The 25829-nt window shown below is 38.3% G+C and carries 17 protein-coding genes, 6 tRNA genes and 3 rRNA genes; 24 read left to right on the top strand and 2 right to left on the bottom strand.

The window, feature by feature from the left end:
* The first annotated feature begins 76 nt into the window (after nt 1-76).
* The 18 genes from FGL66_RS07655 to FGL66_RS07570 all read left to right on the top strand — a co-directional run bounded on the left by FGL66_RS07655 (nt 77) and on the right by FGL66_RS07570 (nt 17750).
* A complete protein-coding gene (locus FGL66_RS07655; protein WP_180809239.1) occupies nt 77-1531 on the top strand; it encodes an MDR family MFS transporter in 1455 nt (484 codons plus the stop codon).
* A gap of 209 nt (nt 1532-1740) precedes the next feature.
* Entirely contained in the window at nt 1741-2805 is a 1065-nt protein-coding gene (gene salA / locus FGL66_RS07650) for an iron-sulfur carrier protein/transcriptional regulator SalA (RefSeq protein WP_180809238.1), read from the top strand.
* 530 nt (nt 2806-3335) lie between these two features.
* Nucleotides 3336-4886 (top strand): 16S ribosomal RNA (locus FGL66_RS07645).
* A 259-nt stretch (nt 4887-5145) separates the two neighbouring features.
* Nucleotides 5146-8070: ribosomal RNA gene (locus tag FGL66_RS07640) — 23S ribosomal RNA — on the top strand.
* A gap of 73 nt (nt 8071-8143) precedes the next feature.
* Nucleotides 8144-8258 (top strand): 5S ribosomal RNA (gene rrf / locus FGL66_RS07635).
* Together the 16S, 23S and 5S rRNA genes with 6 tRNA genes alongside form the textbook arrangement of a ribosomal RNA operon.
* Nucleotides 8259-8270: 12 nt before the next feature.
* A tRNA-Asn gene (locus FGL66_RS07630) sits at nt 8271-8345 on the top strand.
* Between the two features lie 3 nt (nt 8346-8348).
* A tRNA-Glu gene (locus FGL66_RS07625) sits at nt 8349-8420 on the top strand.
* A gap of 10 nt (nt 8421-8430) precedes the next feature.
* A tRNA-Val gene (locus FGL66_RS07620) sits at nt 8431-8506 on the top strand.
* Nucleotides 8507-8522: 16 nt separating this feature from the next.
* Nucleotides 8523-8606: transfer RNA gene (locus FGL66_RS07615), tRNA-Tyr, on the top strand.
* A gap of 4 nt (nt 8607-8610) precedes the next feature.
* Nucleotides 8611-8685, top strand: a tRNA-Gln gene (locus FGL66_RS07610).
* A gap of 3 nt (nt 8686-8688) precedes the next feature.
* Nucleotides 8689-8761 (top strand) — tRNA-Lys (locus FGL66_RS07605).
* A gap of 451 nt (nt 8762-9212) precedes the next feature.
* Nucleotides 9213-10118, top strand: coding sequence for an arginase (gene rocF, locus FGL66_RS07600; protein ID WP_180809237.1), 906 nt, complete (start codon nt 9213-9215; stop codon nt 10116-10118).
* Between the two features lie 81 nt (nt 10119-10199).
* Nucleotides 10200-11006, top strand: coding sequence for a diadenylate cyclase CdaA (cdaA, locus tag FGL66_RS07595; protein WP_180809236.1), 807 nt, complete (start codon nt 10200-10202; stop codon nt 11004-11006).
* Complete coding sequence (locus tag FGL66_RS07590; RefSeq protein WP_180809235.1) at nt 11007-11939, top strand: CdaR family protein; 933 nt, start codon at nt 11007-11009, stop codon at nt 11937-11939. It abuts the gene before it with no gap.
* A gap of 23 nt (nt 11940-11962) precedes the next feature.
* A complete protein-coding gene (glmM, locus tag FGL66_RS07585) occupies nt 11963-13312 on the top strand; it encodes a phosphoglucosamine mutase (RefSeq protein ID WP_180809234.1) in 1350 nt (449 codons plus the stop codon).
* Nucleotides 13313-13994: 682 nt separating this feature from the next.
* Nucleotides 13995-15797, top strand: a complete 1803-nt coding sequence (gene glmS, locus FGL66_RS07580; RefSeq protein ID WP_180809233.1) for a glutamine--fructose-6-phosphate transaminase (isomerizing) — start codon at nt 13995-13997, stop codon at nt 15795-15797.
* A gap of 233 nt (nt 15798-16030) precedes the next feature.
* Nucleotides 16031-16810 (top strand): ABC transporter ATP-binding protein, encoded by a 780-nt coding sequence (locus FGL66_RS07575; protein WP_180809232.1) that lies wholly within the window; start codon nt 16031-16033, stop codon nt 16808-16810.
* A gap of 76 nt (nt 16811-16886) precedes the next feature.
* Nucleotides 16887-17750 carry an HAD family hydrolase gene (locus FGL66_RS07570; RefSeq protein ID WP_180809231.1) on the top strand — a complete coding sequence of 288 codons (864 nt, stop codon included), beginning with the start codon at nt 16887-16889 and terminating at the stop codon, nt 17748-17750.
* 232 nt (nt 17751-17982) lie between these two features.
* Here the strand turns inward: FGL66_RS07570 and FGL66_RS07565 are convergent, their stop codons facing one another.
* Nucleotides 17983-18885, bottom strand: coding sequence for a hypothetical protein (locus FGL66_RS07565; RefSeq protein ID WP_180809230.1), 903 nt, complete (start codon nt 18883-18885; stop codon nt 17983-17985).
* A 167-nt stretch (nt 18886-19052) separates the two neighbouring features.
* Here FGL66_RS07565 and FGL66_RS07560 point away from each other — a divergent pair, with 167 nt between their 5' ends.
* The 6 genes from FGL66_RS07560 (at nt 19053) to rbsK (ending at nt 24961) form a co-directional block, all read left to right on the top strand.
* Nucleotides 19053-19751, top strand: a complete 699-nt coding sequence (locus tag FGL66_RS07560; RefSeq protein WP_180809229.1) for a FadR/GntR family transcriptional regulator — start codon at nt 19053-19055, stop codon at nt 19749-19751.
* Nucleotides 19752-20175: 424 nt separating this feature from the next.
* The gene (locus FGL66_RS07555; protein ID WP_180809228.1) at nt 20176-20412 is read left to right on the top strand and encodes a hypothetical protein; all 237 of its coding nucleotides are present in this window, start codon (nt 20176-20178) and stop codon (nt 20410-20412) included.
* Nucleotides 20413-20488: 76 nt separating this feature from the next.
* Entirely contained in the window at nt 20489-21853 is a 1365-nt protein-coding gene (locus FGL66_RS07550; protein ID WP_180809227.1) for an EVE domain-containing protein, read from the top strand.
* A gap of 367 nt (nt 21854-22220) precedes the next feature.
* A complete protein-coding gene (nhaC, locus tag FGL66_RS07545) occupies nt 22221-23585 on the top strand; it encodes a Na+/H+ antiporter NhaC (RefSeq protein WP_374757684.1) in 1365 nt (454 codons plus the stop codon).
* Between the two features lie 94 nt (nt 23586-23679).
* Nucleotides 23680-24063 (top strand): thiol-disulfide oxidoreductase DCC family protein, encoded by a 384-nt coding sequence (locus FGL66_RS07540; protein ID WP_180809225.1) that lies wholly within the window; start codon nt 23680-23682, stop codon nt 24061-24063.
* Between the two features lie 13 nt (nt 24064-24076).
* Nucleotides 24077-24961, top strand: coding sequence for a ribokinase (rbsK, locus tag FGL66_RS07535; protein ID WP_180809224.1), 885 nt, complete (start codon nt 24077-24079; stop codon nt 24959-24961).
* Nucleotides 24962-25093: 132 nt separating this feature from the next.
* On the opposite strand, the gene deoD is transcribed toward rbsK, so the two are convergent.
* On the bottom strand, nt 25094-25804 hold the full coding sequence (gene deoD / locus FGL66_RS07530; protein ID WP_180809223.1) for a purine-nucleoside phosphorylase: 711 nt from the start codon (nt 25802-25804) through the stop codon (nt 25094-25096).
* Between the last annotated feature and the right edge of the window lie 25 nt (nt 25805-25829).

Raw genomic sequence — 25829 nt, 5'->3', positions numbered from 1 at the left:
ATAATGTAAATGATTTGCTAAGCTAACCTTTTAGTCGTAGAATGTAGAAATGATTAAAAGGTAGAGGAGGATGTTTATGACATCAGGTATTCAGGTGACACGCGAGCAGCGCAATATCATTGTTGCGGTTATGCTCGTCAGTGCCTTTATAGCCATCTTGAATCAAACATTATTGAATACAGCTTTACCGGCGATTATGAAAGGGCTAAATATCGATGAAAATACATCTCAATGGTTAGTGACTGGTTTTATGCTCGTTAATGGTATTATGATTCCATTGACAGCTTATTTTATGGATCGTATCCCCACGCGTAAATTATATTTACTTGCGATGGGGGCGTTTTTAGTCGGATCTATTACAGCTGCTATAGCACCTAATTTTTTTGTACTTATGTTGGCGCGTGTTATTCAAGCCATGGGAGCAGGTGTTATTTTACCATTAAGTCAGTTTACTATGTTTTCATTGTTTCCTAAAGATCGTCGAGGATTTGCGATGGGGCTTTCAGGTCTTGTTATACAGTTTGCGCCTGCGATTGGACCGACACTTTCAGGTGTTTTAGTTGATCATTTTTCATGGAGAGCACCTTTACTTGTAGTCGTTATTGTTGCGATTATTGGTTATATATTTGGAATGATATATATGCAAAATTTTAGTCAAATTAAAGAAGTTAAGTTAGATAAAGCTTCTGTTGTCTTATCAACCATCGGCTTTGGTTTAATGCTCTATTCATTCAGCATGGCAGGATCACAAGGTTTTCACCACCCAACGGTATTTGTGAGTTTAGCTGTCAGTCTAGTTATTGTGGGAATGTTTATTTTACGTCAATTAAAAATTGATAATCCGATTTTAAATCTTCATGCGTTTAAAACGCGTACGTTTGCGTTAACATCTGTCGCATCAATGATTGTCTTTACGTCTATGGTGGGCCCTGCTTTGCTCATCCCACTTTATGTCCAAAATTCCTTGGGCTTATCGGCTATGCTTTCAGGCTTAGTCATCTTACCAGGAGCATTAATTAATGGTATGATGTCTGTTATTACAGGACGTTTGTATGACAAAGTAGGTGCACGCGTTCTTGTCATTCCAGGGTTTGCATTATTGCTCATCTCTACCATTATGATGGCACAGCTTACAGCACATACTTCATATATTTATGTTATTGTTGTCTATACTCTAAGATTATTTTCAGTTTCCTTGTTGATGATGCCATTAAATACAGCGGGTATTAACTCATTAACAAATAGTATGGTTTCTCATGGTACAGCCATTATGAATGCTTTACGAACTATTTCAGGATCTATGGGTACAGCATTAATGGTAACGATGATGTCAATTGGTGCAATGCTGTATACTCCTTCGACTACACTGTCAAGCAGTTTAGTTGCACGTGAAGCGATGGCTAGTGGTGTAAACTTAGCTTTTTACGTTACTTCTGCTTTTGTCTTGGTTGGTTTTATTTTAAGCTTTTTCATTTATGATCGTGGTAAAAAACCAAAAGATTATCAACAAAATTATGTGAGAAGAGCATAATTTATAAATAACTACTAGTGATATATGATAGAAGCGTTTTCAATATTACAGCGCTAGACATTATATATTCTAGTATAGGAAAAGTCCTCTGACTCAGTGTTATTGTTTGAGTAGGGGGCTTTTTTAGAAAAATAAGGGTTTTTACCTTATGCAATCATCAGGTATTTTGTTAAACTATAAACAAATGTGTATAAAAGGAGAGGTCATTCGTGTTAACAATAGAGCAAGTTAAAGCACTAGTGGGAGAAATCAATGATCCAATTATTAATGTGCCATTAAGTGAAACAGGTGGTGTTATAGAAGTTTCGGTAAAAGAAGAGAAAGAACATGTGAGTGTCAAAGTTGCGATGGCACAACTTGGCGGACAAACACAACTCGACTTACAAATGGCAATTGTTGAAAAATTAAAAGAAAATGGTGCTAAAACAGTTGGTATTCGATTTGAAGCGTTACCAGAAGAAGTTGTTGAAAAGTATCGTGGCAACAAAGAAGAAGAACAGCAGACGATCGAACAATTTATAGCACAAGGTAATGATTTAGAGTTTATTGCCATAGCGTCTGGTAAGGGAGGGGTCGGCAAGTCTACAGTAGCTGTAAATTTAGCTGTTTCTCTCGCACGAGAAGGAAAACGTGTAGGGCTTATTGATGCTGATATATATGGTTTCAGTGTGCCCGATATGATGGGTATAGATGAAAAACCTGGTATTGAAGGGAAGTCAGTTGTCCCAGTTGAACGTCACGGGGTTAAAGTTATTTCTATGGCGTTCTTTGTTGAAGAAAATGCACCTGTCATTTGGCGTGGACCTATGCTAGGTAAGATGCTGACAAACTTTTTCACTGATGTAAAATGGGGGGATTTGGATTATCTTATCCTAGATTTACCACCTGGAACAGGAGATGTGGCACTAGATGTACATACAATGCTACCGTCTAGTAAAGAAGTCATTGTCACAACGCCTCATCCAACAGCAGCATTTGTAGCAGCACGTGCTGGTGCAATGGCCAAACATACGGAGCATTCGATTTTAGGTGTAATAGAGAATATGTCGTATTTTGAAAGTAAAGAAACAGGAAATAAAGAATATGTGTTTGGTCAAGGCGGGGGGCAAAAACTAGCGGATGAACTACAAACAGACTTACTAGGGCAATTGCCGTTAGAACAACCTTCATGGAAACCTGTTGATTTTGCACCATCTATTTATCAACCTGAAGATAAGCTTGGAAAAATCTATCGAGATATTGCCAAAAAAATTATTGAAAAAACATCAAACTAAAAAAGTATTCGTATAAAAAGATATAGATTCAAGTTTTTTTGAGTGCATTTTTCTTGTTGGGATGAAACAATTATCGTTTCTTAGTTGTTTTATCCCTATTCTTTAAGATCGGTAATATTAAATTAAAAAAATGAAAAAAAGTATTGCATTTTCTGTGAATAGGTATTAGAATGTTTTCTTGTGAGCCAAAGCTTACATGAATAAAATATGGAAATCTAAAAAATATTTTATTTTTTATTGACAACAAACTTAGAAGTTGTTATGATAACAAAGTCGTGTTAATAAGTGCGAACGAAAAGTTAAAACATTTCGCTTCTGAAAGTGTAAAACTTACTATTGAAACGAAATAGTAAATAGCTTATGATTATAAAAGTCTTTGCAATGTTAAAAAATGCAAGAGATGATGATATGAACATTGAAAACTGAATGACAATATGTCAACGTTAATTCCGATAAATTGAGTACTAACGATAGTACTTTCGAGAGTGATTGACTTAAACAATCAAACGAGCTATATCAAGCTTACTTCTTTTATGGAGAGTTTGATCCTGGCTCAGGATGAACGCTGGCGGCGTGCCTAATACATGCAAGTCGAGCGAACAGACGAGGTGCTTGCACCTCTGACGTTAGCGGCGGACGGGTGAGTAACACGTGGGTAACCTACCTATAAGACTGGAATAACTCCGGGAAACCGGGGCTAATGCCGGATAACATGTTGAACCGCATGGTTCAACAGTGAAAGACGGTCTTGCTGTCACTTATAGATGGACCCGCGCCGTATTAGCTAGTTGGTGAGGTAACGGCTCACCAAGGCGACGATACGTAGCCGACCTGAGAGGGTGATCGGCCACACTGGAACTGAGACACGGTCCAGACTCCTACGGGAGGCAGCAGTAGGGAATCTTCCGCAATGGGCGAAAGCCTGACGGAGCAACGCCGCGTGAGTGATGAAGGTCTTCGGATCGTAAAGCTCTGTTATTAGGGAAGAACAAACGTGTAAGTAACTGTGCACGTCTTGACGGTACCTAATCAGAAAGCCACGGCTAACTACGTGCCAGCAGCCGCGGTAATACGTAGGTGGCAAGCGTTATCCGGAATTATTGGGCGTAAAGCGCGCGTAGGCGGTTTTTTAAGTCTGATGTGAAAGCCCACGGCTCAACCGTGGAGGGTCATTGGAAACTGGAAAACTTGAGTGCAGAAGAGGAAAGTGGAATTCCATGTGTAGCGGTGAAATGCGCAGAGATATGGAGGAACACCAGTGGCGAAGGCGGCTTTCTGGTCTGCAACTGACGCTGATGTGCGAAAGCGTGGGGATCAAACAGGATTAGATACCCTGGTAGTCCACGCCGTAAACGATGAGTGCTAAGTGTTAGGGGGTTTCCGCCCCTTAGTGCTGCAGCTAACGCATTAAGCACTCCGCCTGGGGAGTACGGTCGCAAGACTGAAACTCAAAGGAATTGACGGGGACCCGCACAAGCGGTGGAGCATGTGGTTTAATTCGAAGCAACGCGAAGAACCTTACCAAATCTTGACATCCTTTGACCGCACTAGAGATAGTGTTTTCCTCTTCGGAGGACAAAGTGACAGGTGGTGCATGGTTGTCGTCAGCTCGTGTCGTGAGATGTTGGGTTAAGTCCCGCAACGAGCGCAACCCTTAAGCTTAGTTGCCATCATTAAGTTGGGCACTCTAAGTTGACTGCCGGTGACAAACCGGAGGAAGGTGGGGATGACGTCAAATCATCATGCCCCTTATGATTTGGGCTACACACGTGCTACAATGGACATTACAAAGGGCAGCGAAACCGCGAGGTCAAGCAAATCCCATAAAGATGTTCTCAGTTCGGATTGTAGTCTGCAACTCGACTACATGAAGCTGGAATCGCTAGTAATCGTAGATCAGCATGCTACGGTGAATACGTTCCCGGGTCTTGTACACACCGCCCGTCACACCACGAGAGTTTGTAACACCCGAAGCCGGTGGAGTAACCTTTTGGAGCTAGCCGTCGAAGGTGGGACAAATGATTGGGGTGAAGTCGTAACAAGGTAGCCGTATCGGAAGGTGCGGCTGGATCACCTCCTTTCTAAGGATATATACGGAACATCATCTCAGATGATGATAGCGGATTAACGTGACATATTGTATTCAGTTTTGAATGCTCATATTTGAGGATTCAATATTGTACATTGAAAACTAGATAAGTAAGTATAAATGATTTTACCAAGCAAAACCGAGTGAATAGCGAAAGCTTGAAACTAAATGATCGCTAGTCGTCAATAGACGACTCACATAATTAATAACTGGTGATTGACAAGTCGTTAGACTTGGCAATATCACAATAAGATTAAGTTATTAAGGGCGCACGGTGAATACCTTGGCACTAGAAGCCGATGAAGGACGTTACTAACGACGATATGCTTTGGGGAGCTGTAAGTAAGCTTTGATCCAGAGATTTCCGAATGGGGGAACCCAGCACGAGTTATGTCGTGTTATCCACATGTGAATACATAGCATGTGAGAAGGTAGACCCGGAGAACTGAAACATCTTAGTACCCGGAGGAAGAGAAAGAAAAATCGATTCCCTGAGTAGCGGCGAGCGAAACGGGAAAAGCCCAAACCAACAAGCTTGCTTGTTGGGGTTGTAGGACACTCTATACGGAGTTACAAATGGCTATGTTAGACGAATAACCTGGAAAGGTTAATCAAAGAAGGTAATAATCCTGTAGTCGAAAACATAGACACTCTTGAGTGGATCCTGAGTACGACGGAGCACGTGAAATTCCGTCGGAATCTGGGAGGACCATCTCCTAAGGCTAAATACTCTCTAGTGACCGATAGTGAACCAGTACCGTGAGGGAAAGGTGAAAAGTACCCCGGAAGGGGAGTGAAAGAGAACTTGAAACCGTGTGCTTACAAGTAGTCAGAGCCCGTTAATGGGTGATGGCGTGCCTTTTGTAGAATGAACCGGCGAGTTACGATCTGATGCAAGGTTAAGCAGAAAATGTGGAGCCGCAGCGAAAGCGAGTCTGAATAGGGCGAATGAGTATTTGGTCGTAGACCCGAAACCAGGTGATCTACCCTTGGTCAGGTTGAAGTTCAGGTAACACTGAATGGAGGACCGAACCGACTTACGTTGAAAAGTGAGCGGATGAACTGAGGGTAGCGGAGAAATTCCAATCGAACTTGGAGATAGCTGGTTCTCTCCGAAATAGCTTTAGGGCTAGCCTCAAGTGATGATTATTGGAGGTAGAGCACTGTTTGGACGAGGGGCCCCTCTCGGGTTACCGAATTCAGACAAACTCCGAATGCCAAATAATTTAACTTGGGAGTCAGAATGTGGGTGATAAGGTCCATATTCGAAAGGGAAACAGCCCAGACCACCAGCTAAGGTCCCAAAATATATGTTAAGTGGAAAAGGATGTGGCGTTGCCCAGACAACTAGGATGTTGGCTTAGAAGCAGCCATCATTTAAAGAGTGCGTAATAGCTCACTAGTCGAGTGACACTGCGCCGAAAATGTACCGGGGCTAAACATATTACCGAAGCTGTGGATTGTCCTTTGGACAATGGTAGGAGAGCGTTCTAAGGGCGTTGAAGCATGATCGCAAGGACATGTGGAGCGCTTAGAAGTGAGAATGCCGGTGTGAGTAGCGAAAGACGGGTGAGAATCCCGTCCACCGATTGACTAAGGTTTCCAGAGGAAGGCTCGTCCGCTCTGGGTTAGTCGGGTCCTAAGCTGAGGCCGACAGGCGTAGGCGATGGATAACAGGTTGATATTCCTGTACCACCTAATTTCGTTTTAAGCGATGGGGGGACGCAGTAGGATAGGCGAAGCGTGCTGTTGGAGTGCACGTCCAAGCAGTGAGGTTGAGTGTTAGGCAAATCCGGCACTCATAAAGACTGAGCTGTGATGGGGAGAGAAAACACGTTTTCTCGAGTCGTTGATTTCACACTGCCGAGAAAAGCCTCTAGCTAGAAAGTAGGTGCCCGTACCGCAAACCGACACAGGTAGTCAAGATGAGAATTCTAAGGTGAGCGAGCGAACTCTCGTTAAGGAACTCGGCAAAATGACCCCGTAACTTCGGGAGAAGGGGTGCTCTTTAGGGTTCACGCTCTGAAGAGCCGCAGTGAATAGGCCCAAGCGACTGTTTATCAAAAACACAGGTCTCTGCTAAACCGTAAGGTGACGTATAGGGGCTGACGCCTGCCCGGTGCTGGAAGGTTAAGAGGAGTGGTTAGCTTCTGCGAAGCTACGAATCGAAGCCCCAGTAAACGGCGGCCGTAACTATAACGGTCCTAAGGTAGCGAAATTCCTTGTCGGGTAAGTTCCGACCCGCACGAAAGGCGTAACGATTTGGGCACTGTCTCAACGAGAGACTCGGTGAAATCATAGTACCGGTGAAGATGCCGGTTACCCGCGACAGGACGGAAAGACCCCGTGGAGCTTTACTGTAGCCTGATATTGAAATTCGGTACAGTTTGTACAGGATAGGTAGGAGCCTTAGAAGCGTGAGCGCTAGCTTACGTGGAGGCATTGGTGGGATACTACCCTAATTGTATTGGATTTCTAACCCGCAGCACTTATCGTGCTGGGAGACAGTGTCAGGCGGGCAGTTTGACTGGGGCGGTCGCCTCCTAAAGTGTAACGGAGGCGCTCAAAGGTTCCCTCAGAATGGTTGGAAATCATTCATAGAGTGTAAAGGCATAAGGGAGCTTGACTGCGAGACCTACAAGTCGAGCAGGGTCGAAAGACGGACTTAGTGATCCGGTGGTTCCGCATGGAAGGGCCATCGCTCAACGGATAAAAGCTACCCCGGGGATAACAGGCTTATCTCCCCCAAGAGTTCACATCGACGGGGAGGTTTGGCACCTCGATGTCGGCTCATCGCATCCTGGGGCTGTAGTCGGTCCCAAGGGTTGGGCTGTTCGCCCATTAAAGCGGTACGCGAGCTGGGTTCAGAACGTCGTGAGACAGTTCGGTCCCTATCCGTCGTGGGCGTAGGAAATTTGAGAGGCGCTGTCCTTAGTACGAGAGGACCGGGATGGACATACCTCTGGTGTACCAGTTGTCGCGCCAGCGGCATAGCTGGGTAGCTATGTATGGACGGGATAAGTGCTGAAAGCATCTAAGCATGAAGCCCCCCTCGAGATGAGATTTCCCAACTTCGGTTATAAGATCCCTCAAAGATGATGAGGTCAATAGGTTCGAGGTGGAAGCGTAGTGATACGTGGAGCTGACGAATACTAATCGATCGAAGACTTAATCAATTTTTATTCTTTCGGTTTCTCTTGTGAAACTTTTATACTTACAATCTAGTTTTGAATGTATAACATTCTTTTATCTGGTGCCTATGGCAAAGAGGTCACACCTGTTCCCATGCCGAACACAGTAGTTAAGCTCTTTAGCGCCGATGGTAGTCGGACTTACGTTCCGCAAGAGTAGGACGGTGCCAGGTTTCTTTTATTATTCCACAGTAGCTCAGTGGTAGAGCTATCGGCTGTTAACCGATCGGTCGTAGGTTCGAGTCCTACCTGTGGAGCCATATGGCCCCTTGGTCAAGCGGTTAAGACACCGCCCTTTCACGGCGGTAACACGGGTTCGAGTCCCGTAGGGGTCATTATTAATTTGGAGAATTAGCTCAGCTGGGAGAGCATCTGCCTTACAAGCAGAGGGTCGGCGGTTCGAACCCGTCATTCTCCACCATTTTAGTTGAATAGCTGGAGGGGTAGCGAAGTGGCTAAACGCGGCGGACTGTAAATCCGCTCCTTCGGGTTCGGCAGTTCGAATCTGCCCCCCTCCACCATCTTTGGGCTATAGCCAAGCGGTAAGGCAACGGACTTTGACTCCGTCACTCGCTGGTTCGAATCCAGCTAGCCCAGCCATATGAGCCATTAGCTCAGTTGGTAGAGCATCTGACTTTTAATCAGAGGGTCAGAGGTTCGAATCCTCTATGGCTCACTTGTAAACCCTATCTCAATCGAGGTAGGGTTTTTTGGGGCTGTCCATTTTCTGTGGTGGATAGATCATTAAAAGTACCTCATTTTATTTTTATGATAATTTCATATACGTAGAAATAGCTAGGCATGCCGAAGCGTACAATCTTGATGGGTTGTGCGCTTTTTTCAGTACTATCGTTTCTTGATGGCTCACTTTCCTGCAGGCCTCGCTCGAACTCATAAACGCTTTTATTTGAAGTATTTAGATTTGACCATCCCCCTTATATATTTTAAGTCACTTTAATATATCATTATACATAGGCTCATTATGTTTCCTTTAATAAGGTATGATAATGACACGTTCTATCTAATATTTGCTTTTAATAGAAGTAGTGAATTATTCTGATAATATGGCTCTTGATAAAAATAAGGGGTTTATCGAGTCGAAATTGAAATTAAAGGGGTTAATACATATGAATAAAAAAATAGAGCTGATTGGTGTGCCAGTTATGTTTGGACAACAAAAATTTGGTGTAGATTTGGGTCCAGAAGCAATACGTTATGCTGGAATTATAACAAGACTCAAACGTATTGGTCATGAAGTTATAGACAGTGGAAATATTGATGTACCTCGAGTAGAAATTGAAACGTTTCAAAATCATCAAATGGGTTTACGTTTTTATGATGAGATTTTGGCATATAGTCAAGTACTTATGACAAAAGTTTCTAAAAGTATTCAAAATGGCTATTTTCCAGTAGTTTTAGGGGGCGATCATTCTCTAGCAATTGGTTCGATTTCTGGTGTGTGCGAACATTATCAATCTTTAGGTGTTATTTGGTATGATGCTCACGGTGATTTAAATATTCCAGAAGAATCACCGACGGGTAATGTTCATGGTATGTCATTACGTGTTTTAGCTGGTGAAGGTGATGAGACACTTGTAAACTTAGGAGGTTATGCACCCAAAGTCACATCTGATCGAATTGTTTTGATTGGTATGCGTGACCTAGATTATGGAGAACGTCAATATATCAAGAAACATAATATTAAAACGTATACAATAGCAGATATTGATGAATTAGGGATTAAGCAAGTGATACAAGAGAGTATCAGTTACTTAAAAGATAGGACAGATGGTGTTCATTTATCATTAGATGTTGATGCATTAGATCCTAATGAAACACCTGGAACAGGGACAAAAGTACTAGGGGGATTAACTTATAGAGAAAGTCATTATGCTTTAGAATTACTTCAGCAATCTGGTTTGATTACATCTATGGATTTAGTAGAGGTGAATCCTTTATTAGATCAAGGTAATTATACAGCAGAGCAAGCTGTTGCACTGTTAGGTTCATTTTTTGGAGAAACATTATTATAATCTGTGTAATTGATATATGACATTTGAGGTGGATCCTTGTTATAATAAAGGTTATGGGAATAGATTACCGGAGGAGATGCTATGCAAATTTCAAGTCTCTTTGAAAATGTAAGTACACTTGAAGTGATTACTGGTATTCTAGATTTATTAATTGTTTGGTATGTGATCTATTTATTGATTACAGTTTTCAGAGGTACTAAAGCCATCCAATTATTAAAAGGAATTTTATTTATTCTTGTCGGTAAAGGCATAAGTGAATATTTACAGTTAACAACAACTTCAAGATTGTTTGATTTAGTGATGCAGTGGGGATTTTTGGCGATTATCGTCATCTTCCAACCTGAGATTAGACGTGCCTTGGAGCAATTGGGACGAGGCAGTTTATTTAAGCGTTATACAATGACATCCTCAGAGGAAGTACCGAAACTTGTCGAAGCTGTATCTAAAGCCGTTCAATATATGGCGAAGCGTCGTATAGGAGCACTAATTGTATTCGAAAAAGAAACGGGATTACAGGATTATATTGAAACTGGGATTCCGATGCATTCAGATATTTCACAAGAGCTTTTGACGAATGTATTTATTCCGAATACACCATTACATGATGGTGCGATGATTATTCAAGGAGATAAGATTGCGACAGCAGCAAGTTACTTACCTTTGTCAGATAGTCCTAAAATTGCTAAGAGTTTAGGTACACGTCATCGTGCAGCAGTGGGTATTTCAGAAGTATCCGATGCTTTTACTGTTATTGTATCTGAGGAAACGGGGTCAATTTCTGTTACTTTTGATGGTAAACTACGCAAAGATATTTCGGTTGAAGTGTTTGAAGAGTTATTGTCTGAACATTGGTTTGGAGCACACTTTGCTAAGAAAGGTGTGAGTTAGATGTTAGAATCCAAATGGGGTTTACGTTTTTTTGCATTTATTTTAGCATTATTACTTTTTTTATCAGTCAACAATGTATTTGGAGAATCATTTAGTACAGACAGTATTGCTCAAGATGGTAGCAAAACAATAAAAAATGTACCTGTAGAAATTATAAATAACAATAAAAATTTATATGTAACGGGTGCGCCGGATACAGTTGATATCGAGTTGAATGGGCCACAGTCTAAAGTTTTGCAAGCACAAAAAACAGAAAATTATAAAGTGACTTTAGATGTTACTGATGCAGGTATGGGTGAACAAACAGTTGCTTTTCAAGTTCGTGGTTTAGATAAAGATATTCACTATCGTGTTTATCCAAAAGAAGCGACACTTTCTATTGAGAAAAAAGAAACGCGAAAAGTTGCAGTAGAACCTAATGTGAGTCGATATTCTGTTGATGCCAACTATCAAATCTCAGAGACAACAGTTTCGCCTCATACTGTCAAAGTCATTGGTGGTAAAGAACAATTAGATCGCATTGCTTATGTAAAAGCAAACTTTAATGAAGAAACACCTATTTCACAAAAAACAACGACTAAAGCTAAAATAGCGGTTTTTGATAAGAATATGAATAAGTTAGATGTGCAAGTTGAACCATCAAGTGTTGACTTAACAGCCGATGTTGAGCCATACCATAAAAAAGTAAAAGTGAACTTGACGACAAAAGGTTCAGCAGCAAGTGGTTATACAGTAAGTGAAACGAAACTTGATCAAGAGCATGTCGAAATTTATGGGAATAGAGAAGATTTAGAGGATATCGATGAAATAACGGGTGAAGTTGATGTCAATGATGTTGCAAGCGTTGTGACACGAGAAGTAAAGTTAGACTTACCAGATAAAGTATCATATGCAAAACCTGATAACTTAACGGCAACAATTTCAGTAAAATGATGGAGATAAAGGAGATATAAATTATGGGTAAATATTTTGGTACAGACGGCGTTAGAGGCGTTGCTAATGAGGAGTTAACACCTGAGTTGGCCTTTAAATTAGGACGATATGGTGGTTATGTATTAGCACACGATGCAAACAAAGCACATCCTCGTGTGTTAGTGGGGAAAGATACACGAGTGTCAGGTGAAATGCTAGAAAATGCTTTGATCGCTGGTCTTGTGTCAATCGGTGCAGAAGTTATGCGCTTAGGTGTTATTTCAACACCAGGTGTAGCATATTTAACAAGAGAAATGGGTGCAGAGTTAGGAGTTATGATTTCTGCATCGCATAATCCTGTGGCAGATAATGGCATTAAGTTTTTCGGATCAGATGGCTTCAAACTATCAGATGAACAAGAAAAAGAAATTGAAGCATTATTAGATGAACCTAATCGTTCTTTACCACGCCCAACAGGGTCAGAGATTGTGCATACTTCTGATTACTTTGAGGGAGCACAAAAGTATTTAAGTTATTTAAAATCAACAATTGAAGTGAATTTAGAAGGGCTTAAAATCGGTTTAGATGGGGCGAATGGCTCAACTGCTTCACTTGCACCATTCCTATTTGGAGACCTTGAAGCAGACACAGTCACGTTAGGTTGTAGTCCAGATGGATATAACATCAATGAAGGCGTAGGTTCTACACATCCTGAATTACTGGCAGACAAAGTTTTGGAAACGGAATGTGACTTTGGACTTGCTTTTGATGGTGACGGAGATCGCTTAATTGCAGTAGATGAACAAGGACAGATTGTCGATGGAGATCAGATTATGTTTATCATCGGACAAGAAATGGCGAAAAATCAAGAGCTTAATGATAATATGATTGTTTCCACTGTGATGAGTAACTTAGGTTTTTATAAAGCATTAGAAGCAGAAGGTATTCAATCTAATAAAACAAAAGTGGGTGATCGTTACGTTGTAGAAGAAATGCGTAGAGGTCATTACAATTTAGGTGGAGAACAATCAGGTCATATCGTATTAATGGACTATAATACGACTGGAGATGGCTTGTTGACAGGTGTTCAATTAGCAGCTGTGGTGAAACGCTCTGGTAAGAAATTGAGTGAGCTTGCAGCCCAAATGAAAAAATATCCACAAGCACTTATCAATATTAAAGTGACAGATAAATATGGTGTTGAAGCAAATGAAGATGTTAAAGAAGTGATGATGCGTGTAGAAAAAGAAATGAATGGAGAAGGACGTATATTAGTACGCCCTTCAGGAACAGAGCCACTTGTACGTGTCATGGTTGAAGCAAAAACAGATGAAGATGCGTTACGTTTTGCTCAAACAATTGCAGATGTTGTTGAAGCCAAAATGGGGTTATAAAATAACAACAGCATAAGGCTAGGACATAGAAAATCTGTTCTAAATCAGTGCGTAAATATCTATAAATGGCATTAGGTCTATGACGTGAAATACGTTTGATTAACCTTTTTCAACTGTCGGGGCGGGACTACGAAAGCTTTTGTACGCATGAGCTTTCCGTCTCGCTCTTGTTTTTATAATAGTATTTTAACTCAAAATATTGGAATTCTGATAAGAAAGCGAATACAAGATTGACGAAATCATGAAAGGAATCAATCTGATCATATGAAGATTATAAATTTATTTGCATTGATTGTTTTTAAAAGTGTACAATGAGGTATAGTGTGAAAGAAAGGAGGACAGAATGCAGTATCATTTAAAGCGCCAGTACAAGTTGTAAGGTTTTGTTGTTAAAAGACATATTAAAACAGAATATGTATTCAGATGAAATACTGCGACTTGTAGACGAGGAGGATAGTGATCGAATAAATCGGCGGATGCTATCCCGGATGTGGCTCATTCGTTAGCTTATTAATTAAAACAAAAGGGTAACTTTTTGGACAAAGTTGATAAGATCGCTAAAAGATTAGAAAAATAAAGTACAAGCGATATGAGATATTTTCACAATATAAGTCTGTATGGCAACGGAGTACAGCAAACAAGTGAAACAAACGTATCGCTGTTTTAACATGGAGGCATTTTTATGTGTGGAATTGTAGGATATATTGGATATGGACAAGCTAAGGAATTATTATTAAGTGGATTAGAAAAGTTAGAGTATCGTGGCTATGACTCAGCAGGTATTGCGACACGTGATGCGCAAGGGGTCACAGTAACAAAGGCTAAAGGACGTATTTCAGAATTGCGTAAAGCAGCAGATAATGATATCGATGGACAAGCAGGTATCGGACATACACGTTGGGCGACACACGGTGTACCAAGCTACGAAAACTCACACCCACATCAATCAACGAGTGAACGTTTTACACTTGTGCATAATGGTGTGATTGAAAACTATGAAGAATTACGTGACACATATATTCCAGAGGTCACTTTAATATCAGAAACAGATACAGAAATTATCGTACAATTGGTTGAGTATTTTGCAAATAAAGATATGACAACGGAAGCAGCTTTTACAAAAGTAGTGTCGTTATTACATGGTTCATATGCATTAGGACTATTAGACCGTGAAGATAATGATACAATTTATGTTGCAAAAAACAAATCACCATTACTAGTGGGAATTGGTGAGAACTTTAATGTTATCGCATCAGATGCATTAGCGATGATTCAAGTAACAAGCGAATATAAAGAATTAAAAGACAAAGAAATTGTGCTCGTACAACGTGATCAAGTTGTGATTAAAGACTTAGCAGGTCAAGTGGTCGATCGTGAGAGTTATACTGCAGAAATTGATGCATCAGATGCTGAAAAGGGTGTATATGATCACTATATGTTGAAAGAAATCCACGAACAACCTGCAGCAATGCGTCGTATTATTCAAGCTTATCAAGATGAACAAGGGCATCTAAAAGTAGATCCAGCTATTGTAAAAGACGTTGAAGCAGCAGATCGCATTTACATTATTGCTGCTGGAACAAGTTATCATGCTGGACTTGTAGGTAAAGAATTTTTAGAGAAGTGGGCAGGTGTACCAACGGAAGTACACGTATCATCAGAGTTTGTGTATAATATGCCATTATTATCTGAGAATCCATTATTTATTTATATTTCGCAATCTGGAGAAACTGCAGATAGTCGTGCAGTATTAGTTGAAACGACTCGGTTAGGCTATCATTCATTGACTATTACAAATGTTGCAGGTTCAACATTATCGCGTGAAGCAGATCACACATTATTGTTACATGCTGGACCAGAAATTGCGGTAGCATCAACGAAAGCGTACACAGCACAAATTGCAGTATTATCTATTTTGGCACAAGTTGTTGCGCAAGCGCGTGGACGTCAAACGGATATTGATTTATTACCTGAACTTGCTAAAGTTACAACAGCAATTGAAACAATTGTAGATGATGCACCAAAAATGGAACAAATTGCGACAGATTTCTTAGCAACAACACGTAATGCCTTTTTTATCGGACGTGCAGCAGATTACAATGTTAGCCTTGAAGGTGCATTGAAACTGAAAGAAATTTCATACATCCAAGCAGAAGGATTTGCAGGTGGAGAGTTAAAACATGGTACCATTGCACTCATTGAAGAGGGAACGCCGGTTATTGCATTGGCAACACAAGAACATGTGAATTTATCAATTCGTGGTAATGTCAAAGAAGTTGTTGCACGTGGAGCCAACCCATGTATTATTTCAATGGAAGGTCTTGAAAAAGAAGGAGACACATACGTTATTCCACATATACATGGATTATTAACACCACTTGTATCGGTAGTAACATTACAATTAATTTCTTATTATGCAGCATTACATCGTGAATTAGACGTAGATAAGCCACGTAACTTAGCAAAATCTGTAACAGTAGAATAATAGATAGCATTAAGAGTTAGGACATATATTTGTCTTAGCTCTTAAATTTTTATTTACGATTTTATGAATGCCTTTTAATCTTTTTATGATTTATTCGGCTTTTTGTACTTTAATACTTGTTTATACATATAAAATTTAGAATATTTAAAAAAATAAGTTCTCATATTATAACAATAATGTTATGATAAATCACAATTATATCATCATATCGCAAGCAAAAAGGGGAGATGGATATGCTCTTTTTATTAGATCATGTAGATAAAATAAAAAAAGGAAGAATGTTATTACGTGACATAACATGGCAAGTGAACGAAGGAGAGAGATGGCTGATTTATGGTTTAAACGGAGCAGGAAAAAGCACTTTACTAAATATTATCAATGCTTATGATTTTGTGACACAAGGAGATGTATCACTGTTTGGGACATCTCCCGGACATCAAGGGTATTCAGCACATAATGTAAGAAAACAAATAGGCTATATTTCAGGTAGTTTACGTGATCGCTTTGCAGAAGGAGAAATTGTACAGGATGTTGTATTAAGTGGTATTTACAAGTCTATTGGTTTATATGAAAAGCCGACTGATCATGATATGAAGTGTGTAGAACAAGTGTTAGAAGATTTGAATATGACGCATTTTAAGGCGCATTATTTTGGACAGTTATCGACGGGAGAACAGCAGCGCGTGTTGTTAGCACGTGCGCTTGTAGATCACCCTAAGCTTTTAATTTTAGACGAACCTTGTAATGGATTAGATTATGTTGGACGTGAACAATTATTAGAGATGCTTTCTAATATTAAACAGTCGTACCCACAGACTGCAATCATTTATGTAACCCATTTTATGGAAGAAGTCACATCAGAGTTTACGCACGCTTTGTTATTAAAAGCGGGACGTATTCAAACTTTAGGACAGGTTGAAGATGTTTTAACAGCACCCCAACTTTCTCAACTATTGGATATGAAGGTAGACTTATACCGTCATAAACAGCGTTATCAAATTGTGAGACAGTAAGAAGGGGTTTTAATTGCTTTTATTTATAGAAGATGCCACACTTTAGTCGAGAATACTGATGAAAGGAAAATGGGCAATGCAACAGATAAAGGCAATATTTTTAGATATGGATGGGACGATTTTAAGAGAAAATAATCGCGTATCGTCATACACAGCGGATACGATAGCACGTTTAAGAAGTGTAGGCTATAAAGTGTTTTTAGCGACAGGACGGGCAAAAGAAGAAATACATCTTCTTATACCTGAGACATTACGTTTTGATGGTATGATTACATCGAATGGAACAGTGGGTCATATAGGTGAACAAATATTGTTCCAGCATGGCCTAAGTGTTTCTTCAGTACAAGCTATTGTCAAACAAGCACAAGAGGCTGGGATTTATTATGAGATCTTTCCATTTGATGCACCGCGTTTTGCATGTACAGAAGATCAGACATGGATGTTACCATTAGTAGAAGGTGATAAACCTGAGTCTGTTGGGATGAGTGAGTGGTTATCACGACAGGAAGCAGTCGAGAGTAAGTTGACATGGCAAGATCGTATTCCTGATCACCTTGGATATTCTAAAATTTATTTATTTCATCCAGATCTTGAAAAAATTGCTATGTTTAGAGAGAAGATAAGGGGAGAGGCGCAGACACTAGATATTGAAGTATCACAATCAACGCCAAATAATGTTGAAACGATGGCATATCAAGTCAATAAAGGGACGGGGGTTCAGGAGATGTGCGCAGAATTTGAGATGAATTTATCTGAAGCACTTGTCATGGGGGACAGTTATAATGATTATACAATGTTTAAATTAAAAGATGTCTCTGCTGTTGCAATGAAAAATGCTAATGATACGATTAAAGACATGGCTTGTCATATAACAGCTTTAACTCATAATCAGGATGGTGCTGCGGTATTTCTTGAACAACATTTTTTAAAAGATGTATAGAGCAAGTGACATCTTAACATTTAAAAAGAATATAATTTTTGCTATAAAGTAACTTTAGTATTATGAAAAGAGCGTAGTAAAAATTGTTTTTAATGAGTAAGCTCATATCTGTAAATGGCAGTAAATCTTTAAAATGTAAATTGGTTTTAAGGGGATTTTCGCTGCTAATCACTATTATTGAAGCGGGACTAAGAAAGTTTTTTCAAAAATGAGCTTTCTGTCCCGCTTCGGTTTATATTATTTTGTTGTTATTTTTATCATAGTAATACATTACAATTGATCCGATTATTAAGAAGTAGATAACATATCGTACTAAATACAAAATAATATTCACAATCCATATTACGACTTGAGCTACATTTTGAGAGATATGTGCAAGACTCAAATGAATCCATGTATTAAGAGGTCCCGCAATCACCAATAGTAGAAAGTTTAATAAAAAGAGACCGATAAAAAATAATACAAAAGATTTGCGCCCGCCTTTCATAAGGTGCCATGCAGACTTGATATAGTGTGTTACTTTGTATTGTGTATCGTGAATGAGTGCTGTAACAGTTAGTGTAATAAATATTGTAATGCATAATGTCAAGATACTTGTCACAGCTGAGACAATCAGTGTACCACATGAAGATAATACTTGTAATAATGTATTGTCAATATCATGAGTTTTTAGTGCTTCTATACCTTTTGTTGTTAATACGGATACAGCTTGACCTATGAAATAGTTGATAACCATAGTGATAATAAAGAGTAAAACTGTCAATAATCCAATGCGTACACTTTTACCCCATACTTTTCCTTTGAAAGAACGGAATAAATCTATCCATTGTACAGATTGTTGATGTGAAATACCATTGTATAATGCGCGGATAGATCCTGTGAACAATGGAAATATAAGCATTAAAAAGAGTAATACGGTTAAGAGTACACCACCAATACTGACTAAAATAAGGGATGCTGTGTTGCCTTGCCCTGTCATAAACATCAGTAACCACATATTCACAATGAAGCTAAGTGGAAAAATAGAAAGACTGAAGATCAGTAACATCAACGTAAAGTTGACAATATTCATACTTAATAATTTATTTCGCTGAGCTTTGATATGTTGCCAAAACTGCTTTGTAAATTTAAACAATGTGAAGCACTCCTTTCGACATATATTAAACAATATCAAAAACAGTCTCATTTGAAAATAAAAATGGTAAGGAATATTTAGATTTATCCATATAAGGACGTAAAATAATACGTTTGCAAAGCTAAAATTTTGATACAATAAAAAAGAATATAGCAAGGAGGAAAAAGATGAAGATATCGAGCCAAAAATTATATGAGCAAATTGCTAATCGCTTGATTGATCAAATTGAAAGTGGTGTACTTCAAGAAGGAGAGCGTCTACCCTCTATCCAAAAGTTGGCAAAGCAATATGGCGTTAGCAATGCTTCTGTTAGAGAAGCGCTAAATGCATTGCGTATGATTGGTCTTGTAGAGATTAAACATGGTTATGGGACGTTTGTTAAACAAAAAACACCTCAACTATTTGATTTTACAACACAAACTTTGACAGAAAAGCATGTTCAAGAGATTTTAGAACTGCGTGAAGTGGTTGAGCTATCGACAGCTCAATTTGCGGCAGAACGACGAACGAATGATAGATTGACAGAAATGCGCTTAGCACTAGATGATATGGTCAAAGCAATCAGTCAAAACAAGTCTGGGGAAGAGGCTGATTTAAAGTTTCATTTAGCAATTGCCAAAGCCTCAGATAATCCTTTATTGTATGAGTTATTACATAATATTTCTGATTTGATTCAACAAACAATGAAGGGGACACGTCATATCTATTTATATAAACGTCAGAAAACAATGGAAAAGTTATTAGATGAACATCGTGCTATTTTAGAAGCCATTGAGCAACAAAATGGTGTTTTAGCAGGTCAACAGATGGCACACCACTTGGCTGAGGTGCGTAAAACATTAGTAGAACATGCAGTGGTGCAGTAAATAATAGCAAAATTTTCTACTTGTTTTTGCAAACGCTTACTTGGTTGTTGTATATATACGAGTAAAGCATAAGAAATAATATTTTAGTCAACTTCAATGTTTTCTTTTTATAATGAATATAAGATTGAGAAGGTGCAGAATCATTAAAGGTTAAGAGGTAGCATTCAAATTATTGCTATTAGAAAAATATATCGAAACAAATTTAAGTATAAATGAATTGTCGCTTTAGGTTATGAAAACGTGCGAATGGATGATTGACAGTGAAACGGATGATAAGATACAAAGTCATCAGAATAATTTATTGCTAAAATAGTATTTAATTTGAGTTTTTGCATACATTTGTACCCATTATTTTAACTGTACAAGGTTTAAATTATACCTTTGAAGTTTTAATGATGTGTGAAGTTTAGAGGAGGTGTATGATTTGAAGATCGGATTATATATTGCATTGATTTGTGGTGTGTTTTCAGGATTAAGTATTTTCTTTGATATAAACGTGTTCTCATCGACTATTATACCTATTATTCTTGGAATGATTGGCATTATTGCTACATTGTGGACACTGCCCAACCCACATATTAGCAACATGCTCAAATTAGGAGGCATCTTTATTAATTTATTCCCAGTGATTGTTGGATTGATACAGCTCTTTGGAAACTAGCGAAAAGCTGTTGTTGTTTAAGTTAGAAACACTTATAATGGATAAGATAAATATATGAGAAGGAGATTCATATGCTATGACAGCAGAAACAAATTACTTTTGGTTAAATTGTGGTTATAATAGATGGAATCATAATGAACCGTTAGTAGGACAAACCACTGTCTTTGAATCAGGTGCACAATTCAATCCAACACAAGGATTTCGTGCGTTTAAGCAAGCACAAGTTGGAGATAAGGTCATTTTTTATCAAGTGCAAACAGATGCTGGTTTATTAGGATGCGGTGAAATTACAAGTGTTACCACGGGAGCACAAAATAAAATACATGTGCAATTTAAGTTCAATGAAACGTTTAAGCCACTCACGGCGGATTATTTAAAGCGAAGTGAAGCATTAGAGTTTCGCATGAATAATATGAAAGAAACGTTATTTAATAAAATTTCATATGACGAGTTTGAATTGATCAAAGGTCTGGGTACGGGTGATGTGACAATTCCACGCTATTTCTTTATGGCGGAAACAGAAACATTTGAACCTGAAGAAACATATACGATTTATACACATACACGTAATGGGATCAAGCGCAATGGATACCACCATTACACACAGCTTGAGATTGGCGATCAAATTATTATTTATAATAGACATATGAATCAATCTATCGTAGGCAGAGCAGAAGTAGCACACCACATACATACGCGTCCTCCTGAAGCAGGGCGTACAAATAGCACTGCGATTGAGATACGTTACTTAGAAGATATTCATCCAATCAGTTTGATGAATTTAAATAAACATCCGAAGCTTAAAAATCTTTACTTTTTACAAGAGAATGCGAAACAAGCTATTGCGAGTTTAACACCGACACAGTATCATGCAATGATGGATATGAGTGAAAATGATGGGTTAAAAGGTCAATTTGAGACGGTTAAGTCTGAACATGTTTTAGATGAATCAGATGATATAAAACCGTTTATTTTATTGTTGGTAGATGATAAGTCAGAAGGCGTAAAGGCAGCAGAATCTCTTGTAGAAAAGGCGAATGCGACCTCTGTTATTACGGTGGGGCATCCTGACTTTATGGAAGAAATGTTATATGGTCGATACTTACCTAATGAATCAGGAGCGCTATATTATAGAGAAGGTTTTATTACAGATTTAATGCCTAGAACGGATCGCCAATATCTTATTATTGATCAGTTTGAGCGTATTGATCCAGACGTATTTCAAACTTTTATCAATGTATTAGAAGGATATGAAGTCACGTTACCACGTTATAATAAGGATGGAAGTATGATTAAATGGAGTCGAAAAAAAGATTCATTTTATCGTTTCAATCCGAACTGGCATATTGTAGGCGTAACTTATTTAACACCGCAAGAGGTGAAAGAAAAATATACATCACAAATGTTGAAATATACACGCATTGTACAAGTCAAAAAATAATGTGAATCGGGCTGAAAATAAGGAATTGATATATGTACAAAGTATATACAATAAAAAAGTAAGATAGAATAGCCTTTTTACACCATTAAGTATTTCATTCTTATAGACGCTATCTCGAGACGACGAATTTTTTAACATATTAAAAATTCGTCGTCTTGCTGTATTTGAAAAGGCTACATATTAAGATAAGAATCGTTTAACTTTTAACCTCAAAATATTCAAAAAATTCTTGCGAGTTAAAAAAAGAAATAGTATGATATTTTTAATCGCTTATGTTTTAAGTGAAGGGGAGAGGTTAAAATTGAATATCAAAAAACGAGAAAAAAAGGAAATTAGTGTTTGGTTTGCACTTTTGACGCTTGGTATTATGATTGCTGCTATGCTATTTACCGTTGTAAAACTTGAACAGGCACCGCATATCCCATTGCTAATTGGTACAACGGTTGCCATTATTATTACGATGTGCCATGGTTATGAATGGGATGAAGTTGAAGAAATGATGTATAAGGGGATTAAACATGCGTTGCCAGCAGTTGTCATTATCATGCTCGTTGGATTAATTATTGGTGCATGGATTGGTAGCGGTATCGTTGCTGCGATGATATATTACGGTCTCAAACTGATTTCTCCAACTTATTTTTTAGCAGTTGTTGTTGTAATATGTGGGATTGTTGCATTGGCTATCGGGAGCTCTTGGTCAACGATGGCAACAGTTGGCGTAGCCTCTATGGGTATCGGCATTAGTATGGGGTTATCACCTGGTATGGTAGCAGGTGCTGTTATTTCAGGTGCTTATTTTGGTGATAAAATGAGTCCGCTTTCAGATACAACGAACTTGGCAGCAGGTTTGACAAATGTTGATTTGTTTGAACATATTAAACATATGTTTTACACAACGATACCTGGTTTGATTATTAGTTTAGTTGTATTTTTTATTCTGGGTCAAATGTATGGTAGTGATCATTTAAACCAAGGGCGCATTGATAGTATTATGAACGCAATTGATGATTCGTTTTTTATATCGCCATGGCTATTGGTTGTACCACTTATTGTTATTATTGCTGTGGCATTGAAAATACCTGCAATTCCAGCAATCGTTTTAGGGATTGTTTTAGGTTTCTTTACACAAATTGGCGTTCAAGGAGACTCATTGGCAGATGCAGTGAAAGCACTTCAAACAGGCTATGAGTTAGAATCAGGAAATAAAATTATAGACCAACTGTTTAATCGTGGTGGCCTTGAGTCTATGTTCTATACAATTTCTCTAACACTTGTTGCTATGACATTTGGAGGATTGCTAGAATACTCAGGTATGTTAAAAGCATTAATTTCTGTTGTATTAAAGTTTGCTAAAAATACAGGAACACTTATTGCGTCGGTTATTATTTCGTGTTTTGGTACAAACTTATCTTGTTCTGAACAATATATTTCAATTATTGTACCATCACGTATGTATGTTTCTACGTTTATTGATAAAGGATTGCATCCTAAAAACTTGTCACGAGCATTAGAAGATGGTGGAACATTAACATCAGTCTTTGTTCCATGGAATACATGTGGTGTGTTTATTTTGACTACACTAAATGTTGAAGTATGGCAATATGCACCATTCGCAATTTTAAACTACATTGTTCCATTAATTTCAATTCTTTATGCATTTATAGGTTTTAAAATTGTGAAAATGACAGAAGAACAACAAACATATTATCGTCAGCAAGAAGCAGTTGAATAATAAATAGAGAAAAGCTAAGGCATTTAAAGGATGTTTTAGCTTTTTAATTTCTATTCTCGATAATAAAAGTTAGTATAGAGATGAGGTGATTAAAGTGCCAATTATTTATTATGATGACAGTTGTGTTTATTGTTATAACTATGCCATTTGGCTTATACGTCAAGGTTTACCTAGAAATTATCAATTTATACCTCTTAATAGTAAAGCAGGTCGCCTGCTAGAAAAAACACATCCAGAAACAGTACATTATAATAGTGTGATACTGCAAGAAGGTGATCACTTAACTTATGAGTCTACGGCAATTATTCGTATGCTTTATACGCTAGATCACTATAAGTGGTTGAGTGCATTATTGTGGATCGTTCCAAAGCCTATTCGTAATTTAGGTTATAGAACTTTTGCAGAAAATAGAAATAAGTTATGGCGAGCAGAATGGATAAAAGCAACACAATATGAACAATCATTCTTTATAGAATAGAAAGGGGTGGCTTATGAACAAACATATTATTGTAATAGGAAGTGCCTCAATGGATTTGACAGTATGTACAGATGCTTTACCAGAACAAGGTGAAACGATTCTAGGCACATCATTTTTTATGGCGCCGGGAGGTAAAGGGGCAAATCAGGCAGTATCAGCAGCAAAGTTGGCCAAAACTCAGGAAGTCTATATGATTGGTGCAGTAGGTCAAGATGCTTTTGGTCAAGAAATTTTAACGAATTTGCGTCAGTACGATGTTAACACGTCACATGTGCAAGTAGTAAAAGGAGAACACTCCGGAACTGCACATATTACATTATACGATCAAGATAATCGCATTGTTGTCGTACCGGCAGCAAATAATGCTATTACACCAGAAATAGTCGTTCCACTCTTAACGCGATTTGATAAAGGCGATATTGTTGTAATGCAGCAGGAAATACCTTCAAATACAGTAGAAGCAGTTATTGAAAAGGCAGTAGAGTTAGGATTGAAAGTTATTTTGAATCCTGCCCCATATCGAGCAATAGATGCTAAGTTATTGGATAAAGTTACATATTTAACACCTAATGAGTATGAATGCCAGAAGTTATTTGGAAAGCCATGGGATGAGGCGATAAAAGATTATCCAAATCAATTAATTGTTACATTAGGTGAAAAAGGTGTGGCGTATTATGATCAAAATAAGCATATTATTCCTGCTTATCAATGTAAAGCTATAGATACGACTGGAGCAGGTGATACATTTAATGGTGCATTTGCGGTGGCGTTAAGTGAAGAAAAGACGTTATCTGAAGCATTGTATTTTGCCAATATGGCGTCTTGCTTTGCTGTTTCTAAGCTTGGCGCGCAAGGAGGAATTCCCACGAGAGAAGAAGTAGATCAAGCATTAAAATAAAAAGAGAACAATGCCTATCAATATACATGATAGTGAAACTTTATATCAATAAATTGGGACGGATAAGGATAAAAATCTTAATAGCTCAAAAAGATTGTTTTATCTTATTTGCCGTCCCATGTTTTGTAATGATTACTCAGCGATTTCTAGTGCAACTTCCATCATCTGTGTAAATGAGTTTTGGCGTTCTTCTGGTGTCGTCGCTTCATCACGTAATAAGTGGTCTGATACAGTGAAGAGACCCAAAGCTTTTTTACCCGCTTTAATCGCATTTAAGTAGAGACCTGCAGACTCCATCTCTACACCTAAGATGCCCATGTCAATCCATTTTTGATTAAAGTCTGGGTTAGCATTATAGAATGTATCTGAAGACAAGACGTTTCCAACGTGTGTACGTGCACCGATTCTATCTGCTGTATTTTTTGCTTTTACAATTAAGTCAAAATCTGCGAGTGGCGCAAAGTGACCTGGAATTTGGAATTGATCAACATAGTTAGAGTTTGTTGATGCGCCCTGTGCGATAATAATGTCATATAATTGAATATCATCTTGCATCGCACCACATGATCCAATACGAATAATTGTATCTACATCGAAGAAATTATAAAGTTCATATGAATAAATACCAATACTTGGTATGCCCATACCGGAACCCATGACTGAAACTTCTTTACCTTTATATGTGCCTGTATATCCAAACATATTGCGAACTTCATTAAATTGTTCAACATTTTCTAGAAAGTGATCTGCAATATATTTTGCACGTAAAGGATCTCCGGGCATTAAAACAGTTTTAGCAATCTTTGTACCATTAGGTTGAATATGTGGTGTACCTTGTGTCATAACAAACAGCTCCTTTATCTTATTA

It is taken from the genome of Staphylococcus sp. 17KM0847, assembly GCF_013463155.1.
Classification (GTDB): domain Bacteria; phylum Bacillota; class Bacilli; order Staphylococcales; family Staphylococcaceae; genus Staphylococcus.
This window is presented reverse-complemented; position numbering and strand designations above follow the sequence as displayed.

What these genes read in the sequence shown, in the direction of transcription:
- FGL66_RS07655 (WP_180809239.1), top strand. Translation starts at nt 77, where the DNA reads ATGACATCAGGTATTCAGGTGACACGCGAGCAGCGCAATATCATTGTT.
- rocF (WP_180809237.1), top strand. Translation starts at nt 9,213, where the DNA reads ATGAATAAAAAAATAGAGCTGATTGGTGTGCCAGTTATGTTTGGACAA.
- cdaA (WP_180809236.1), top strand. Translation starts at nt 10,200, where the DNA reads ATGCAAATTTCAAGTCTCTTTGAAAATGTAAGTACACTTGAAGTGATT.
- FGL66_RS07590 (WP_180809235.1), top strand. Translation starts at nt 11,007, where the DNA reads ATGTTAGAATCCAAATGGGGTTTACGTTTTTTTGCATTTATTTTAGCA.
- glmM (WP_180809234.1), top strand. Translation starts at nt 11,963, where the DNA reads ATGGGTAAATATTTTGGTACAGACGGCGTTAGAGGCGTTGCTAATGAG.
- glmS (WP_180809233.1), top strand. Translation starts at nt 13,995, where the DNA reads ATGTGTGGAATTGTAGGATATATTGGATATGGACAAGCTAAGGAATTA.
- FGL66_RS07575 (WP_180809232.1), top strand. Translation starts at nt 16,031, where the DNA reads ATGCTCTTTTTATTAGATCATGTAGATAAAATAAAAAAAGGAAGAATG.
- FGL66_RS07570 (WP_180809231.1), top strand. Translation starts at nt 16,887, where the DNA reads ATGCAACAGATAAAGGCAATATTTTTAGATATGGATGGGACGATTTTA.
- FGL66_RS07560 (WP_180809229.1), top strand. Translation starts at nt 19,053, where the DNA reads ATGAAGATATCGAGCCAAAAATTATATGAGCAAATTGCTAATCGCTTG.
- FGL66_RS07550 (WP_180809227.1), top strand. Translation starts at nt 20,489, where the DNA reads ATGACAGCAGAAACAAATTACTTTTGGTTAAATTGTGGTTATAATAGA.
- nhaC (WP_374757684.1), top strand. Translation starts at nt 22,221, where the DNA reads ATGATTGCTGCTATGCTATTTACCGTTGTAAAACTTGAACAGGCACCG.
- rbsK (WP_180809224.1), top strand. Translation starts at nt 24,077, where the DNA reads ATGAACAAACATATTATTGTAATAGGAAGTGCCTCAATGGATTTGACA.
- deoD (WP_180809223.1), bottom strand. Translation starts at nt 25,804, where the DNA reads ATGACACAAGGTACACCACATATTCAACCTAATGGTACAAAGATTGCT.